Origin of the sequence: Achromobacter sp., assembly GCF_036567245.1 — a bacterium.
Classification (GTDB): domain Bacteria; phylum Pseudomonadota; class Gammaproteobacteria; order Burkholderiales; family Burkholderiaceae_B; genus Achromobacter.
In genome coordinates, this window is the sequence record NZ_DATCUY010000601.1 from 1 (window position 1) to 16,057 (window position 16,057).

The following is a 16,057-nucleotide window of genomic DNA, read 5'->3' on the forward strand; positions in this document are numbered from 1 at the left end:
CTCCACCTGCTGCGAGCCTGCGCCAACCTTGGTCACCGAGTCCTCGATCAGGCCCTTGATTTCCTTGGCCGCCTGGGCGCTGCGCTGCGCCAGCGAACGGACTTCGCCCGCCACCACCGCAAAGCCCTTGCCCTGCTCCCCCGCGCGCGCCGCTTCCACCGCGGCGTTCAGCGCCAGGATGTTGGTCTGGAAGGCAATACCGTCAATCACCGACACGATCTCGGAAATCTTGCGCGAGCTGGCCGAAATGCCTTGCATCGTGCCGACCACTTCCGACACCGCCGAACCGCCGCGCTCGGCCACGTCCGAAGCGCTGGCCGCCAGCTGATTGGCCTGGCGCGCGTTGTCGGCGTTCTGCTTCACGGTCGAGGCCAGCTGTTCCATCGAGGCCGCGGTCTCTTCCAACGAGGCAGCCTGCTGCTCGGTGCGGCTGGACAGATCCGTATTGCCCGCCGAAATCTCGCGCGAGCCCACATTGATCTCGTCCACACCGCGGCGAACCAGCGCCACCGTACGGGTCAGGCTTTCCTGCATGCGCTTGATCGCGCCGAACAACTGTCCGATCTCGTTGGTGCTGCGTACATCGATGCGGCCAGTGAAATCGCCGCCGGAGATCTTTTCAAAATGATCGCCCGCTTCACGCAGCGGCCGCAGCACGGTGCGGCTGATGAACAGCCAGCATCCCAATGCCAGGGCCAGAGAAATTGCCAGCATCACGATCGTGACCGTGCGCGAAACGCCGTGGGCCGTTCCGGCCTGCGCGACCAGTTCGTCCGTGCTGGAGTCGATATGCGCCAGCACCTCTCCCACCGCCTCTCTCAGTACCGTGTTCGCGGCGCTGCCGGCGTCGTTCAAGTCCAGGTAGTCCTGCACGGCCATGGTCGACAAGGCGGCCACCTGACGCCTGACCACGCCGTCGAATTGCCGATAGGCGCTCTCCAGCTTTTGATTCACGGCCTCCGAGCCTTCCAGGCGCGGCGCCTTGCGGTATGCATCCAGCGCCTTGACGCCTTCCTGCATCAGGCCTTCCGCGCGCTTGACCTGCGAGGTCGCCTGCTCGGTTTTTCCTTGCTGCAGATCCATCAGGGAGGTCGCCAGCAGCAAGCGGCCCCGCAGGAACAGGATGTAAGCCCGGTTCAGTTGGGAGGCCTGCGTAGAGTAGGCGTCGTTGACCCGCTCCAGCTTCTCATTGCTCGAGTTCAGCCCCATCCACGCGACGCCATTGGATATGAACATGGCGCCCGTGAAGAGCAGCAACACCAGAACGAGACAGGTGCGGACTTTCAAGTTAACAAGCATGGAATATCCGAGCGTTAAGCAATGTGAAACGACTATTTCCTACTCTGCACGCAGACACGGACGCCCCGGCCCCTGGCCAGTAGCGTCCGCAAAGGCGCAACTCTACGCACCCGATGGCGCGCTTTTGAACCTACCGCATTACTACTTGCGGCTGAACAGGCTCGAGCCCTGGATGGTCATGAACGCCGCCGAAGCTGCCTGCAACGCCACCTGGCGCAGCGCAAGCTGGCTGGCGCCGGCGTAGTAATCCAGGTCTTCGAGATCGGACAGCGACTTGCTGTAGGACAGGCCCTTGTTGGTGCCGGTCGCGTCCAGCGCTTCAATCTCATTCACGCGGGCGCCAACCGACGCCGCCACGGTCTGCACGTTGTCGAAATTGCTTGCCAGCTTCTTGTTGGCGGTCGCCAGTTCGTTGTTCAGCTTCGCCAGGGCCACCTCGTCGCCGGCGATCGGGGAATCGAGCACCTTGATCAGGCTGTCAAGCGTATTGAACAGATCGACGTCGGCCGACTGGATGCTCTCCACGTTGATCACGTCGCCATTCTGCGGAGTCCCTTTGACCACCACCGAAATTCCGCCGAAATCAATGGCGGAGCCCGCGGCATAGGCCGTGGGAGGCGCAGGCGGCGTCGGCGTGATCACGGGCGGAACCGGCGGATTCGCGTTCGGATCCGTCGTCGTCACCCGATAGCCCATGCTGCCGGTAGCGGGGTCGGATTCAAACTGCAGGCTGAAATTCTTGCCGATATTGGCGCTGCCAGGCGTCACCGATACGGTGCCGAACTGGGCCGTGCCCGTGTTCGAGCCCGCGGCGGTGCTGACGTAGGCTTGCGAACCGGGATTGGCACGGTTGAACACATCGCTGCCTATGTCGCTGGAGGACACCTGGCGCGACTGGTCGATCTGCACGCTGCGTTCGCCGGTCGCACCGCTGTACACAATCTTGCCCGTGGCGTCTTGCGCATACGGAATCTGGCCACCCTGATAGCCCGAAAACAGATACTGGCCGTTGCCGTCCGTACTGTTCGCCAGGCCCAGCAAGGCGTCCCGCGCGCTCTTCAGGGCGGTCGCCAGGGATTGGCGGTCGCTGTCCGCAAAAGTGCCGTTGCCTGCATTGATCACGCGGGTGCGCACGTCGGTCAGCGCGGTCGTGACCGAATCCAGGATGTTGCTTTCCTGGGACAGGTTGGTCTTGGCGGTATTGCGGTTCAGCTGGTAGGTGGAATTCATCGCCTGCGTCTGGGCGACGTTGATCGCCAGCGACGCCGACAGCGGATCATCCGCCGGGCTCAGGAACTTGCGCCCGCTGCCCACCTGTTCGACCAGGCGGTTCATGTCGGATTCCTGAGAGAGAACGCCCTTCAGGCCATTCGAGTACATCATCGAGGTGCTCAGGCGCATGGTGAAGCTCCGGATTTATCTGTATTGGTCACGATTCAACGATTCGATCAGCCGCGCAGACCCAGCAGCGTGTCGAACATGGTGCTGGCCACATCAATGATGCGGGCGCTGGCTTGATACTGTTCCTGGTACAGCGACAGGCTGACGTACTCTTCATTGAGGTTGACGCCGGACACTGCCTGCTGCGCCGCGGTCTTCTGCGTGATCAGGTTCCCCTGCGCGATGGCGGCTGTCTTGATCTGCGCGGTCTGCACGCCAACGGTGTTGACCACCTGGGAGAACATTTCGGTAATGTTCATCGTGCCGTGGCCCAGCACCTTGGCGGTTTGCAATTGAGCCAGCTTCAGCGCGTTCTTGCCGTTGCTGTCGCCGCCAGCGGCGTCAGCCGCTGCGATCTTGTCGGGATCCGTGATCAGCACTTGCAGGTCGCGGGCCGCGTCGCGCGTGGGCGACAGGGACCACTTGTCACCTGCCTGGGGCGGCGCATCGATCGTCAGAGTCACGCCCATTTCGGACCGCAGATCCAGCGTCGCCGAAGGCGGGGTGCCGGTGGCCGGGCCGTTATAGACTTGCGTGCCTTCCGGCAGGCGCAACACCCGGTAAGAGCTACCGTCGAAGGAAATTTCGTAGTCTTTGGCGTTGATGTTGTTCAGGTCGGTGAACTGGCCGGAAATCTGCGCATTGCTCTTGTTGTTGGCATTCGGTATGCCCTGCGGGCTGCTGATGCCGAAGAAATCCGTGCCGGGCTTGCCGCTTTGGTCGAGACCCTGCTTATGCTGCTCGTTGAAGGACAGCGCCAAGCCCACGGCCATCTGGCCCAGTTGGCTCTGCATGACGTCCAGGGACGATGCCCGGAACTGAAGCAGGCCGCCAAGCTTGCCGCCGGTCACTTCCGCATCATTCATTTCCACCGCGACCGTCTTGCCGGCGCCGGCCGGCAAGGTGTAGGCGACAACCGTGCGGCCCGTATCCTGGGCAGAAGACACCGCCTGCAAGGGGTAGATCGTGTTGCCCGACAGCAGCGCCTGGCCGCCATTGGCCAGCGAAATGCTGATCTTGTCGCCTTGTTCGTAGGTGGTGACGCCCACCAGTTGGTTCAGTTCCATCACGGCCTGGTCGCGCTGGTCCAGGAGGTCGTTCGGGGGGCTGCCGCCAGCCTTGCCCGTCGCCAGCGAGATCTGCTGATTCAAGTCGTCGATACGCGACAGATAGCTGTTGACCTGGTCTACCGTGGTCGTGATCTGCGCATTGAGGCCCATGCGCTGGTTCTGCATTTCGTTGTAGGCCGAGCGGATCTGGGTGGCCAGGCTGTTTGCCTTGCCCAGCAAATCCTGGCGCGCCGCAGGGTCGGCCGGCTTGCTGGCGACCGTGTTCATGCTGGTGAAGAAATTGGTCAGGCCCGGAGCGATGCCCACGGTGCGGTCGGCGAACAGGTTGTTGATCTGCGAGACCTGGTCGAATTGCGTCTGGAGCTGGGCGCCGCTGCCCTGCGCGCCGACCAGCTGCTTGTACAGGAAGCTGTCGTAGCTGCGCACGACCGTGTCGACCTGAACGCCGCGGCCTATGTATCCGTTGCTGGTGGCCTGGGCGCCAGCGGTCGAAACCATGACGCGCTGGCGGTTGTACCCGGGCGTGGTGGCATTGTTGATATTGTGGCTGGTGGTGGCCAGGCCAGCCTGGGCAGCGTTCAGCCCGCCCAGCGCCAATTTATACATATTCATGCTGACAATGCCCCGTATTTAACCGCAACTGATATACCTGGATACTCCATTAACGGCAGGAGGTGATCCGAATTTAGAGTCCTTCCATCATCTGGCGAGAAATTTCCACCTTGGAGGCCGCGCCTCGCAGCTGGCTCATGACGCCGATCAGCTTTTGCGCGTACTGCGGATCCGTCGCATAGCCTGCGTCCTGGATCCGGCGCGCAGCCTCAACCTCGTTGCGCGCCTGCGTAACGCCCTCGTAGCGTGGGCTATTGCCGATCAGACGGGCGTAATCCGCGAACGATTCCTCATAGGACGCGTAGGCGCGGAACGGTTGCGTCACCTTTTTCGCCACACCGTCTTCGTATTCGGTGGTGAGCACATTGACGACCTGGCCCTTCCAGCTGGAGCCCGCCTTGATGCCGAACAGGTTGTAGCTGGTGCTGCCGTCCTGGTGCTTGATTTCACGCTTGCCCCAACCCGATTCCAACGCCGCCTGGCCCATGATCAGGCGCGCAGGCACGCCGCTTTGCTGCGACGCCAGGTTGGCCGCGCGCGACATCTTCGACACAAAGCTGACCACGTGCTCGGGAGCCCCCTCTGCGGCGGCCAGGGCGCGGTTCTGTGCGCTGTTGTTGCGCATCACGTTCAGCAGCGCCGACACTTCGCGGGAGCCGGACGCACGGAAATCGAGATCCCCGCCCTCCCCCAGGCGCTTGACCGCATCCGCGCCCAGCTCGCCTGGCTTGCCTTGCTGCATCTGCGCCAGAATGGCGCCCGAGAGGCCAATACCAGGCGACGCCAGATGCAACGCCAATTGTTCGTCCGCCATCGATTGCAGCATCTGCGTCTGCTGGGAGTCGAACAGCCCTTCCTTGGGCGTGGCTTCGCGCATGCGCTTGACCATCATCTGCAGGAATAGCGCCTCGAACTGCTTGGCTACCTGCTTCTGCTGATCCGTGCCTTCAGGGTCCTTCTTGACGTCTCGCTTCAGGTCCGACAAGCGTCCCATGTCAAAGACCGAATCCTGCCGGCTGGCGCCGCGCGCCGCATCATTGGTGTACGCCATGGCCGTCAGATGATTTCCAGTTCGGCGCGCAAGGCGCCCGCGGTCTTCATGGCCTGCAGGATCGCCAGCAGATCCTGCGGCGTGGCGCCCAGGGCGTTCAGCCCCTTGACCACGTCCGCCAGATTGGCGCTGGTGCTCACCCGTTGCAAGGAACCGTTGTCCTGGCGCACCTCGATCTGGGTGTTGGGCACCACCACCGTCTGCCCTTCCGTGAACGGCGTGTCGGGCTGGGAAACCTGGTTCTGGCGATTGATGATGACCGACAGGTTGCCGTGCGCCACGGCGGCTTCTTCGATCATGACCGTACGGTTCATGACGACCGACCCGGTGCGGGCATTGATGATGACCTTGGCCACGGTGGGCGCGCGCGCCACCTGCAGGTCTTCGACCTGCGACAGGAAGCGGGCCTGCGAGGCCTGCTCCATCGGGGTGCGCACTTGCACCACCCGGCCGTCCAACGCGGTCGCGGTACCTTGACCGAACTTGCGGTTCAGCGCCATGGCCACATTCTGTGCCGTGCCGAAATCGGTATTGTTCAATTCCACATGAATGTAGCCATCACGCGAGAACGTGGTGGGCACGCCCCGCTCGACGATGGCGCCGGCGCTGATGCGGCCGCCGTTCAGCTGGTTGATCTGCACGCTGGAACCGCCGGCGGAGGCGCCTGCGCCGCCCACCAGGATGTTGCCCTGGGCGATTGCGTAGACCTGGCTGTCGGCGCCTTTGAGCGGGGTCATCAGCAGCGTGCCGCCGCGCAGGCTCTTGGCATTGCCCATGGACGAAACCACCACGTCCAGCGTCTGGCCCGGCCGGGCGAACGCGGGCAGCGTGGTCGTGACCATGACGGCAGCCACGTTCTTCAGCTGCATATTGCTGCCTGCCGGCACCGTGATGCCTAGCTGGGACAGCATGTTGGTCAGGCTTTGCTGGGTGAACGGCGTCTGGCGCACCTGGTCGCCGCTACCGTCCAGGCCCACGACCAGGCCGTAGCCGATCAGCTGGTTGCCCCGCACGCCCTGGATCGAGGCCAGGTCCTTGAGCCGCTCGGCATGAGCCGCGCCTGCCCCGGCCGCCAAGCCGACCGAAACGCAGACGCGCGCCAACAAGGACAACAAGGCGGATATCGGATTCGGTTGTTTCATGTTCAGAACGGCGAAGCGATCAGGAAGAAGCGTTGCAGCCAGCCCATGGTCTGGACTTCGTCCATGACGCCCTTGCTGCGGTATTCGATGCGGGCGTCGGCCACCTGTGTGGACGACACGGTATTCGTGCCGGTAATGGAGCGAGGATCGACCACGCCGGAGAAGCGCACGAATTCGCTGCCCCGGTTGATGGCGATCTGCTTTTCGCCCGCGACCTGCAAATTGCCGTTGGACATCACCCCCACCACCGTCGTGGTGATGGTGCCGGTAAAGGCGTTGTTGGCAGTACTGTCGCCCTTGCCCTGCGACACGTTGCCGCCCTTGGCGTCGGTGTTCAGGTTGGCATTGGCCCAACCATCCATGAAGGACGGCGCGGCGGCGATGCCCAGGGTTGCGCTGCCGCTGCGGTTGGTGTTGGTAGCGACGTTCTTCGAGGCGTTCGTCTTCTCGTTCAGGACGATGGTGACGATGTCCCCCACATTGCGCGGCCGGCGGTCCTCGAACAAGGGATAGTTGCCGTAGGTCGTCGGCTGGTAGATGGAGCCCGTGGGCTGCGCCATCGGCGCGGCCGGAGGCGGCGGCGCCGCCGTGGTCGGCCCGGTCACGATAGGCTCGGGCGGAATCATGGCGCAACCGGCCACCAGCATAGCCAGTGCCGCACTCGATACCAGGCGCAGGACAGACATGGACATCACAGTTGAGTCAGGCGGGCCAGCATTTCGTCCGAGGTTTTGACGGCCTTGCTGTTCATTTCGTAGGCGCGCTGCGTGGTGATCATGTTGACCAATTCTTCAGCGACGTTGACGTTGGAAGTTTCGACGTACTTCTGCATGATGGAGCCCGCGCCGTCCACACCCGGCTGCAGCAGGTTGGCGGGACCCGAAGCGTCGGTTTCGAGGTACAGGTTCTCGCCTATGCTCTGCAGGCCGGTGGGGTTGATGAACGTTGCGATTTGCAATTGGCCAATCTGCACGTTGATGCCGGCAGCGCCGGGTTGCGTCACCGAGACGATGCCGTCATTGCCGATCGAGATCGACAGCGCGTTGTCGGGAATGTTCATGGGCGGCTGGATCACGTAGCCGCTGACGGTGGTCAGCTGACCGTTCTGGTCGCGCTGCAGCGCCCCATCGCGGGTATAGGCCTGGGTGCCGTCCGGCAGTTCGATCTGCAGAAAGCCGCGGCCGTTGATGGCGATGTCCATCTCGCTGCCGGTGTTGTTCAGATTGCCCGCGGAGTGGATGCGCTCGGTCGCGGCCACGCGCGCGCCGGTGCCCAGCTGCAGGCCGGACGGCAGTTGGGTAGCATCGCCGACCTGGGCGCCGGGCTGGCGCAGCGTCTGGTACATCAGGTCCTGAAACACGGCCCGGCCGCGCTTGAAACCGTTGGTCGAGACGTTGGCCAAGTTGTTCGAAATCACGTCCATGGAGGTCTGCTGACCCTCCAGGCCCGTCTTGGCGATCCACAGCGAACGCATCATGATGAAGTACTCCTGGTGCCGCGGCCCGGCCGCGCGCGAAAATTGTTTTTAGTTCAGTTGCCGTATCAGGCGCTGATCGACAGAATGCCGTTGGCGCGTTCGGCGTTGCGGTCCGACTGCTGGATCACCTGCATCTGCTGCTCGAAACGGCGCGCGTTGGCGATCATTCCGACCATCGCCGCCATGGGATTGGTGTTGCTGCCTTCCAGCACGCCCGACAACAGCCGCAGGCTGGGATCGGCGGGCACCGGAGGCGCGGGCTGGCCATTGACCGGCGCCATGCGGAACACGCCATCGTCGCCATGCACCAGTTGCTCGTTCTGCGGATTGACCAGTTTGACCCGGCCCAGATTCAGGATGTTGTTCGGCGCGTCGCCAGCGCCGATGGCAGTAATGGTGCCATCGGCGGTGATCGTCAGCGCAGCCTGGTCGGGTACGTCAATGGGACCACCCTGGTCCGACAGCACGGGCTGGCCCAACGAGGTCTGCAGCAGACCGTTTATGCCGACCTGCAGGCTGCCCGCGCGGGTATAGGCCTCGCCTTGCGGAGTCTGCACGGCGATCCAGCCGCGCTCGCTGGACAACGCCACGTCCAGGTCGCGGCCCGTGGTCTGCATATTGCCCATCTGGAAGCTGTTGCGCGGCGTGGACGCCACCGTCGAAACACGCGTGGGCAGACTGGTTCCGTCCGTGACCGGCACCGAGCGGTACAGCGCGATCTGCTCGCGGAAACCCGCCGTGTTGACGTTGGCCATATTGTTTGAAAGGGCGGCCTGATGCTCGGTGATGCGCGCCGCGCCATTCATGGCGGTGTAGATGATACGGTCCATTGCCTATTCCGTCGGTGTCGTCGCGTGCCTGCCGGTCTTACTTCAGATTCATCAGGACTTGCATGATTTCGTCCTGCGTCTTGATGGTTTGCGAGTTGGCCTGGTAGGTGCGCTGGGCGATGATCATGTTGACCAGCTCCTTGCTCATGTCGACGTTGGACGCTTCCGTCGCCTGACCCACCACCTTGGACAGGCCATTGGTGCCGGGCTGGCCCAGGATGGGCTGGCCGGAGGCGGCCGTTTCCGTCCAGGCGTTGTTACCCACGGGCTGCAAACCTTGCAGGTTGGAGAAGTCGGCCAGCACGATGGTGCCGACGACCTGGGTTTCGCCGTTGGTGTAGCTGGCTACCAGGCTGCCGTCGCCGCCGATGTTGATGCCGCTGAACTCGCCCGAGGTATAGCCATCAGGCTTGGCCACCAGCTTGTAGGCGCTGCCGTACTGGGTGGTGCCTGCGTAGTTCATCGCGATGTTGATGGGGTCGGCCGGCGTGGCGCCACCGCCGGGGGTGGCGAAAGACAGGTTCACCACGGGTGCGCTGGTCATCACGCCCGCCTTGTTGAACGTGAACTCCTGCGGATTGCCCCAGACACCCGCGGCTTCGGTGGTCGGCGCCATGGCCTGGCCATCCATCGTGTAATAAACGTCGTAGCTGCTGTTGCCAGCGGCGTCTGCCGGACGCTTCACGAAGTACTGCATGACCTGGTGGGAGTTACCCAGAGAATCGAACACCGTCATCGGCGATGCGTTGGTGTAGGTCGAACTCAGCTTTGGGTCGAACGGTTTGCCCAGCTCAACAACAGCCGCCTTGAAATCCACAAGACCGGGAATACTGGCCAGCGAACCCGTGCCAGTTGCTACGGATATTTGCCCCGCCGCGAGGGTCACGGTGTTGGGCGGTGTGCCATAAACACCGTCAGGAGGATTGCCGGGCAACCAGGTCAGCGTACCCGCTGTGTCCTTGGTGAACGTATATGGGGTACCAGCAATGGTTACAGTACCCGGCACAGCCGCCGCAGTCTCAGTATCGACTGTGTAGATCACCTTCGCGTTGGCATCCAGGTTCGCCACAGTAGTGCCCGTCGACGTCGCCTTGGGCGCCACGTTGGCCGTCGGCAGCTGCAGTTCCACCGGATTCGCGCCAATCGCACCCGCCGGGTAGCCTGTCATGCGATAGCCCTGCGCGTTCACGATGAAGTTGTTCTTGTCCACCATGAACTCGCCATTGCGGGTGTACATCACCGCGCCGCTCTGGTCGGTGACGCGGAACATGCCCTTGGCGCCGTCGATCGCGATGTCGTACTCACCGCCACCGCCGTTCACCGCGCCCACCGTGAAGCGCTGGGCGATCCCCGCCACCTTCACACCCAGGCCGACGCGCGAGCTGGCGTAGACGTCCGCGAACGACGCGGTCGACGACTTGAAGCCGACGGTGCCCGAGTTGGCGATGTTGTTGCCAATGACGTCCAGGTTCTGCGCTGCGGCGTTCAAGCCGCTCAATCCTTGTCCGAAACCCATGTTTTTTCTCGCTAATCTTTAACTAGGGGAAGCCGCCGCCCATGCGCCGGCACCGATACATTGCGGCCGCTTCAGGCGCCGATTACCTTGCGCACGTCCAGCATGCTGGTCTGGCCGTCCAGGCCCAGATCCAGACGCAGGCCTTCAGTGGAATACGCCACGCTCTTGACCTGGCCGTAGCTCAGCACTTCCGCATTCACCTTCTTGCCGTCGGCATCCGTCGCCATGACGGACACGGTGTACGCGCCCGGTTCCAGCACAATGCCGCTGTCGTTCTTGCCATCCCAAGACAGCGTGTACACGCCGGGCTTCTGGTCCACCGTTTCGATCGTGCGCACCACCGCGCCGTTGGCGTCGGAAATCCGGATCTGCACCTTCTGGGCGTCGCCCTGCAGGTCCAAACCATAGGGAGTCACGACGCGAGCCTCGGGATTCGCCGCATCCACGCCAGATTTGATCTTGGAACCAGGAATCAACACCCCCTTCCCTATCATCGCCACCGCATTCATCGACTGCGACACATCGATCTGCCCGCTGATCGCGAGCATCGTGTTCTTCAGGTTGGTGATGCCTTCCACCGTGGAGATCTGCGCCAGCTGGCTGGTCAGTTCGGCGTTCTGCATCGGGTTCAGGGGGTCCTGGTTCTGCAGCTGGGTGACCAGCAGCTTCAGGAACTGGTCCTGCAGGCCTTGCGCCGTGCTGCTGCCGTTGGCGCCGGTTTGCGCCAGGCCCAGGCCGGTCTTGCTCGTCGATTGGTCGATAGTGGTCATGGATACACTGGTTCCGGAAATTAGGACTGGCCGATGGTCAGCGTCTTCTGCATCAGGGCCTTGGCGGTATTGAGCACTTCCACGTTCGCCTGATATGAGCGCGAGGCCGCGATCATGTTCACGGTTTCGGCCACCGGGTCGACATTGGGCATGCTGACGTAGCCCTGGGCGTCGGCCAATGGGTGCTGCGGGTCGTAAACCTGCTTCAAGGGGGATTGATCCTCGATCACGCCAGCCACGCGCACGCCGCCGATCTCCTGGCCCAATGCCTGGCCGGCCGGGGGGTTCACCTGGAACACGACCTGGCGGGCGCGATACGGTTTGCCGTCGGGCCCGACCACGCTATCGGCGTTGGCCATGTTGCTGGCCGCCACGTTCATGCGCTGCGATTGCGCGCTGAGCGCCGAACCGGCGATATCGAAAATGCTCAACAAGGACATTGCCTGCCGCTCCGTTTAAAAAATCAGTCCTGAATTGCGGCCATCATGGTCCGGATACGGCCAGACAGCATCTGCATCGTGCTTTGGTAATGCAGGGTGTTATCCGCGAATTGCACACGCTCGATGTCCATGTCCACCGTGTTGCCGTCCATGCTGGGCTGGTAAGGCAAGCGATACAGGAGTTCGGTAGGCCCCTGGGATACGGCCTTGGCCGGAATATGGCGCGCGGACGTCAGCGTGAGCGAGGTATCGGGCAAGCGCTTGGTGCCTTCCATGGCGTTGGCCATTGCCGTCTTGAAGTCGAAATCACGCGCCTTGTAGTTGGGGGTATCGGCGTTGGCGATGTTCGACGACAGCACTTCCTGGCGCTGCGCGCGCAGTCCCAGGGACTGCTGGTAGAAGCGGAAATCTTCATTAAGCCGGTCTAGCATCGGAGCGCCTTGGTGCGTTGCAATTCGGATAAAACGAGGGACCCCGGACAGACCGTTATCCCATTGGATGACGGCATCATAGGGGCCAGACGCTCGGCACAATCAGCCAAATAACCCGTCATTTCTCATCCAATTCGCGTATTGCCGAATGCCGCGGACTTCTACAATTCATCCATCATGAAAATATCCGCAACCCGACTCCGCGCGCGTGCAAGCCTGGCCGCCCTGCTGCTGCCCCTGGCAGCCGCGCACGGGCAGGAAGCGGCGACCCAGGCACCTGAAGCTATCGCCCTTGCGGCGCAGACCTATCTGCTGGATCAGCTGGCTGGCCTGCCCGGACAACCTTCGGTCGTGATCGATCCGCCGCGCGCCGAACGGCTAGCGCCCTGCGACGCCATGTCCCCGTTTATGCCTTCAGGCATGAAGCTGCGCTCGCGCATGACGGTTGGGGTACGCTGCAACGCGCCCAAGCCTTGGACCGCTTACGTCCAGGCGACGGTAAGCGTGCCCGGCCACTATTACGTCGCCGCGCGGCTGATTGCCGCGGGACAGGCCCTGACGCCGGACGACCTCGCTCCGCGGGACGGCGACCTGGTCGCCCTGCCTCCGGGCGCGATCACCGACCCGCAAGCCGTGGTGGGAATGACAGCCGTGCACCGGATCAATGCGGGGCAAGCGGTGCGGGGTTCCGGGTTGCGCAACGCGCAAACGGTGCTGCGCGGCGCCAATGTCCGCATCAACGCGCGCGGCAAGGGTTTCGTGGTCAGCAGCGAAGGCCAGGCGCTGGACAACGCGGCGCCCGGCGCCACCGTGCAGGTGCGCACCGCGGGCGGCCAGGTCGTCAGCGGCGTGGTGCGCAACGCCGGCCTGGTGGAAATACAACTGTAATTGTTGTTACATGTCGCATCGCACCACGCCACCGCTCTCCCCTAAAGTTCCGCCCGGACCTGCCGTTACTGAGGCATAAGTAGGCGAATCCGTCGCACAACCGACCCAGGACGCCCTGCGGAGATAATTTTGAAGATCAATTCCACCACCAACCGCCCCCTATCGGCTGACGCCGTCGCGCCTCGCGCCGACTCGGCGGTTGCCCAGGCTTATGGCGCCGGCAGCGCCAGCGGCTCCAGCAGCTCGCAGGTGGCGCTGAGTTCGGCATCGCGCAAGCTGTTGGCGCTGCAGGACGGCTCAAATGACATCAACGTTGAACGCGTAGCTGCCATCCGCGCCGCCATCGCCTCGGGTCAGCTCAAAGTTGACACGGGCCGCATCGCGGACAGTTTGATCGCCAGCGCCCGCGATCTGTTGAAGTAACCCTGCAACCTTCCGACCCGAGCAGCATGACCATGAGCACCGTCGACGCCCTGCAATCCTGCATGCAGCAGGAAGACACCCTGATCACCGAGTTCTCGTCCATTCTGGAAGAAGAGACTGAAGTGCTGGTGGGGCTGGGAAGCGTCGGTGTGCTCCAGGAAATCACGGAACGCAAGGGAGATCTCGCCCGCAGACTCGTAGATCTGAGTCAGGTCCGTGACTCCCTGCTCGCGGAAATCGGCCTGCCTTCGGGACACGCCGGCACCGAGCAAGCCGCCGTTCTGCACCCGCAGCTGTCGGGCGTCTGGCAGTCCCTGCTGAGCAAATCGGCATCCGCCAACGAAATCAACCTGCGCAACGGTGCCCTCATCGACGTGCATCTACGCTACACGCAGCAATCACTGGACGCCTTGCGCAATGTAGGCGCGGCTGGTGGGGCACCCTCCACGTATGATGCCCGTGGCCGCGGCGCCCGAGGCACCCCTGGCCGCAAGCCTATCGTGGCCGGCTGAGCTGCAGCACGGGCCGGGTCAGCTCCGATTGAACGGCGGCCATCACGCCGCCGTCATCTCCAGCATCGCGTACATCTTCAACAAGGCCACCGGCAACATGCGCGCGGACAGCTTGCGGTCCGTTCCCATGATGCCCGACAGGGGCCCGCGCAGCACTTCTGCCGCCGGCGTGTGCGCCAGCTGCCAGCATGCCGCACCCATCAGGCCGGCCATCAGCGATTGGCGTGCCAACGCATGGGCGCCGTCCACGGCCGGCAGAGCCTGCCACGCGTTCGCCATGTAGCGGAACCCCGCCTTGGCCTCGTCCTGCAGCACCAGCCAGCGCGCGACGGTGGCGGCGTCCGCCTGGGACGCGGGCAGGTTGGTCATGCCGAACAGCTGCCCTGCCACCTCTCCGCTGCCCGTGTCGATCAGGCGGGCGCAGACCAGCCGAACGGATTCGCCGCCGCTGCGGCCCGGCAACGTCACTTCCGTGCCGGAGGCCCACAACGCCAGGGCCACACGCTTGCTGCCCTGGACGCTGTGCAGCCCGGGCATGTCACCGGGCTGGCCGACGGGCAGATAACCCACGCTCTTGCCCACCGCATTCAGATTGGTCGGGCAGTCATCCTGGATGACACGCTGGCCGCCGGCGCTGCGCGCCACCCAGGCAACGCCTTGTTCACTCAAGGCCGGCCACAAGGCGGAGGTGCCGGCTTCCAGCATGTGCACGACCGGCACGCGCGCCAGTTTTTCCGCCAACCAGTGCACGCGAGCCTGCAACGCCAGGGCTACGTCCGGCTGGGCCGGCGCCGCCGGCGCGAACGAAGACAGCATGCCGTGCGGCAGAACCAGTTGCTGCGCGGGCGCTGCCAGGGCCGTGCCGCGATCGCTCATCAGCAGCGTGCCCAGCAATGTCCCTCCCGGCAAACCCTCACCCTTCAAGGGGGCCTTGCCATGCACGGCAAGCAGATGCCGTCCGCAGACCGAGGAAAATTCACGGCGTGCCATCGCCAAGGGCTCGTCGCCCAGCGCGGCCAGGCTGGCGCCGGAACCATCCCCGACATAGCCGCGCCAGGATGCGCGGGCCTGCACGCAGGCCGGATCGCTTTCCAGCCAGGCGATGGCGTCGTCCAGGTTTTGCGCAGCCTCGATGGAGCCGGTGCCGCCTTGCGGACGCAAGATGGCGGAAGCCAGCAACTGCCGCTTGCGGGCGGGGTCCACGCTTTCGGATTCCCGCGACGCGGATACCAGCGTCGCAAGGTCGGCCTCGCTCGGGGTGTACAGCGCGCGGGCGCGTTCGACCATGGAGAAGGCGCGGTCTATCAGCACGTCGGCCCGGGCCAGTTCCATGTGCTCGGGCACTTTCTGTCCAACCGACATGTAGTGGATCGGCAAGCGATGACGGATGGCCGTGTCCAGCGCCGCGCCCAGGCGGGTGGCCTCGTCCAGCTTGGTGATGATGCAGCCCGCCACGTCCTCGCCCACGCCATTGCGATAGGCATGCGCCACTTCGTCCAGGGTGTCGCCCTGGCTGGCCGCGTTGAGCACCAGCAGCCGGCGCACCGGCTTGCCGGCGTTGCACAGCATTGCCGCTTGTTCCGCCACCAGGCGGTCGCGCTGGCTGATGCCAGTGGTATCGATCAGGACGATCTTGCGGCTGCCCAGTTCGGTCAGGATGCGGCGCAGTTCGCCCGCATCACGCACCGAATGGGCAGGCACGCCCATCAGGCGTCCATAGATCTGCAACTGTTCCAGCGCGCCGATCCGGAAATTGTCGGTGGTCAGCATCGCAACCTGCTCGCGACCCTCGCGGGCCACGCAGCGCGCGGCCAGCTTGGCCAGCGTGGTGGTCTTGCCGACGCCGGTCGGCCCGACCAGGGCATACACGCCGCCAGCCAGGAACTCGTCTTCGGAACGTAGCACCGGCAAGTGCGTGACCAGTTCGTTGCGGGCCCAGCTCAGCGCCGCTTCCGGCGTCATGCCCTCGGGCAGGCGCTCGACCAGGGTACGCACCAGCTTGGTGCTGAAGCCCGCGTCCAGCAAGCTGCGGAACAAAGCCGCGCCTGAGGGCTCCCGGCCCGGCCCCTGGCGGCCGCCCCAGAGCAGCCCGTCCATGCGGCTTTCCAGGGCGCCGCGCAGTGCGCTGATGGCATCTTGCAAGCCGGCCGCGGCCT

At 64.0% G+C, this 16,057-nt stretch carries 16 protein-coding genes; 3 read left to right on the forward strand and 13 right to left on the reverse strand.

Features of this window, described 5'->3' with window-relative positions; genetic code table 11:
- The 12 genes from VIR09_RS25385 to flgB form a co-directional block, all read right to left on the reverse strand.
- A partial coding sequence (locus VIR09_RS25385) for a methyl-accepting chemotaxis protein (RefSeq protein ID WP_332015364.1) occupies positions 1 to 1,299 on the reverse strand: 1,299 nt, incomplete at its 3' end.
- 141 nt (positions 1,300 to 1,440) lie between these two features.
- Positions 1,441 to 2,700 carry a flagellar hook-associated protein FlgL gene (gene flgL, locus VIR09_RS25390; RefSeq protein WP_332015365.1) on the reverse strand — a complete coding sequence of 420 codons (1,260 nt, stop codon included), beginning with the start codon at positions 2,698 to 2,700 and terminating at the stop codon, positions 1,441 to 1,443.
- A 47-nt stretch (positions 2,701 to 2,747) separates the two neighbouring features.
- Positions 2,748 to 4,421, reverse strand: a complete 1,674-nt coding sequence (flgK, locus tag VIR09_RS25395; protein ID WP_332015366.1) for a flagellar hook-associated protein FlgK — start codon at positions 4,419 to 4,421, stop codon at positions 2,748 to 2,750.
- Between the two features lie 73 nt (positions 4,422 to 4,494).
- Positions 4,495 to 5,472, reverse strand: coding sequence for a flagellar assembly peptidoglycan hydrolase FlgJ (gene flgJ / locus VIR09_RS25400; protein WP_332015367.1), 978 nt, complete (start codon positions 5,470 to 5,472; stop codon positions 4,495 to 4,497).
- Positions 5,473 to 5,477: 5 nt separating this feature from the next.
- Positions 5,478 to 6,614: a flagellar basal body P-ring protein FlgI gene (locus VIR09_RS25405; protein ID WP_332015368.1), complete on the reverse strand. Its 1,137-nt coding sequence runs from the start codon at positions 6,612 to 6,614 to the stop codon at positions 5,478 to 5,480.
- 2 nt (positions 6,615 to 6,616) lie between these two features.
- Positions 6,617 to 7,306, reverse strand: coding sequence for a flagellar basal body L-ring protein FlgH (locus VIR09_RS25410; RefSeq protein WP_332015369.1), 690 nt, complete (start codon positions 7,304 to 7,306; stop codon positions 6,617 to 6,619).
- On the reverse strand, positions 7,306 to 8,091 hold the full coding sequence (gene flgG, locus VIR09_RS25415; RefSeq protein ID WP_332015370.1) for a flagellar basal-body rod protein FlgG: 786 nt from the start codon (positions 8,089 to 8,091) through the stop codon (positions 7,306 to 7,308). The genes VIR09_RS25410 and flgG overlap by 1 nt, the downstream gene beginning before the upstream one ends.
- Before the next feature lie 65 nt (positions 8,092 to 8,156).
- On the reverse strand, positions 8,157 to 8,921 hold the full coding sequence (locus VIR09_RS25420) for a flagellar basal body rod protein FlgF (RefSeq protein ID WP_332015371.1): 765 nt from the start codon (positions 8,919 to 8,921) through the stop codon (positions 8,157 to 8,159).
- A gap of 37 nt (positions 8,922 to 8,958) precedes the next feature.
- On the reverse strand, positions 8,959 to 10,437 hold the full coding sequence (locus VIR09_RS25425) for a flagellar hook-basal body complex protein (protein WP_332015372.1): 1,479 nt from the start codon (positions 10,435 to 10,437) through the stop codon (positions 8,959 to 8,961).
- A gap of 71 nt (positions 10,438 to 10,508) precedes the next feature.
- Positions 10,509 to 11,207 carry a flagellar hook capping FlgD N-terminal domain-containing protein gene (locus VIR09_RS25430; RefSeq protein WP_332015373.1) on the reverse strand — a complete coding sequence of 233 codons (699 nt, stop codon included), beginning with the start codon at positions 11,205 to 11,207 and terminating at the stop codon, positions 10,509 to 10,511.
- 20 nt (positions 11,208 to 11,227) lie between these two features.
- A complete protein-coding gene (flgC, locus tag VIR09_RS25435) occupies positions 11,228 to 11,647 on the reverse strand; it encodes a flagellar basal body rod protein FlgC (protein ID WP_013393389.1) in 420 nt (139 codons plus the stop codon).
- Positions 11,648 to 11,670: 23 nt separating this feature from the next.
- Positions 11,671 to 12,078, reverse strand: coding sequence for a flagellar basal body rod protein FlgB (gene flgB / locus VIR09_RS25440; RefSeq protein WP_332015374.1), 408 nt, complete (start codon positions 12,076 to 12,078; stop codon positions 11,671 to 11,673).
- 177 nt (positions 12,079 to 12,255) lie between these two features.
- Here flgB and flgA point away from each other — a divergent pair, with 177 nt between their 5' ends.
- The 3 genes from flgA to VIR09_RS25455 all read left to right on the forward strand — a co-directional run bounded on the left by flgA (position 12,256) and on the right by VIR09_RS25455 (position 13,901).
- Positions 12,256 to 12,966 (forward strand): flagellar basal body P-ring formation chaperone FlgA, encoded by a 711-nt coding sequence (flgA, locus tag VIR09_RS25445; RefSeq protein WP_332015375.1) that lies wholly within the window; start codon positions 12,256 to 12,258, stop codon positions 12,964 to 12,966.
- 129 nt (positions 12,967 to 13,095) lie between these two features.
- Positions 13,096 to 13,389 (forward strand): flagellar biosynthesis anti-sigma factor FlgM, encoded by a 294-nt coding sequence (gene flgM, locus VIR09_RS25450; protein WP_332015376.1) that lies wholly within the window; start codon positions 13,096 to 13,098, stop codon positions 13,387 to 13,389.
- Positions 13,390 to 13,421: 32 nt separating this feature from the next.
- Positions 13,422 to 13,901 (forward strand): flagellar protein FlgN, encoded by a 480-nt coding sequence (locus VIR09_RS25455; protein ID WP_332015377.1) that lies wholly within the window; start codon positions 13,422 to 13,424, stop codon positions 13,899 to 13,901.
- Positions 13,902 to 13,943: 42 nt separating this feature from the next.
- Here VIR09_RS25455 and flhF read toward each other — a convergent pair.
- Positions 13,944 to 16,057, reverse strand: a 2,114-nt coding sequence (gene flhF, locus VIR09_RS25460; protein WP_332015378.1) for a flagellar biosynthesis protein FlhF, incomplete at its 5' end; no start/stop codon positions are given.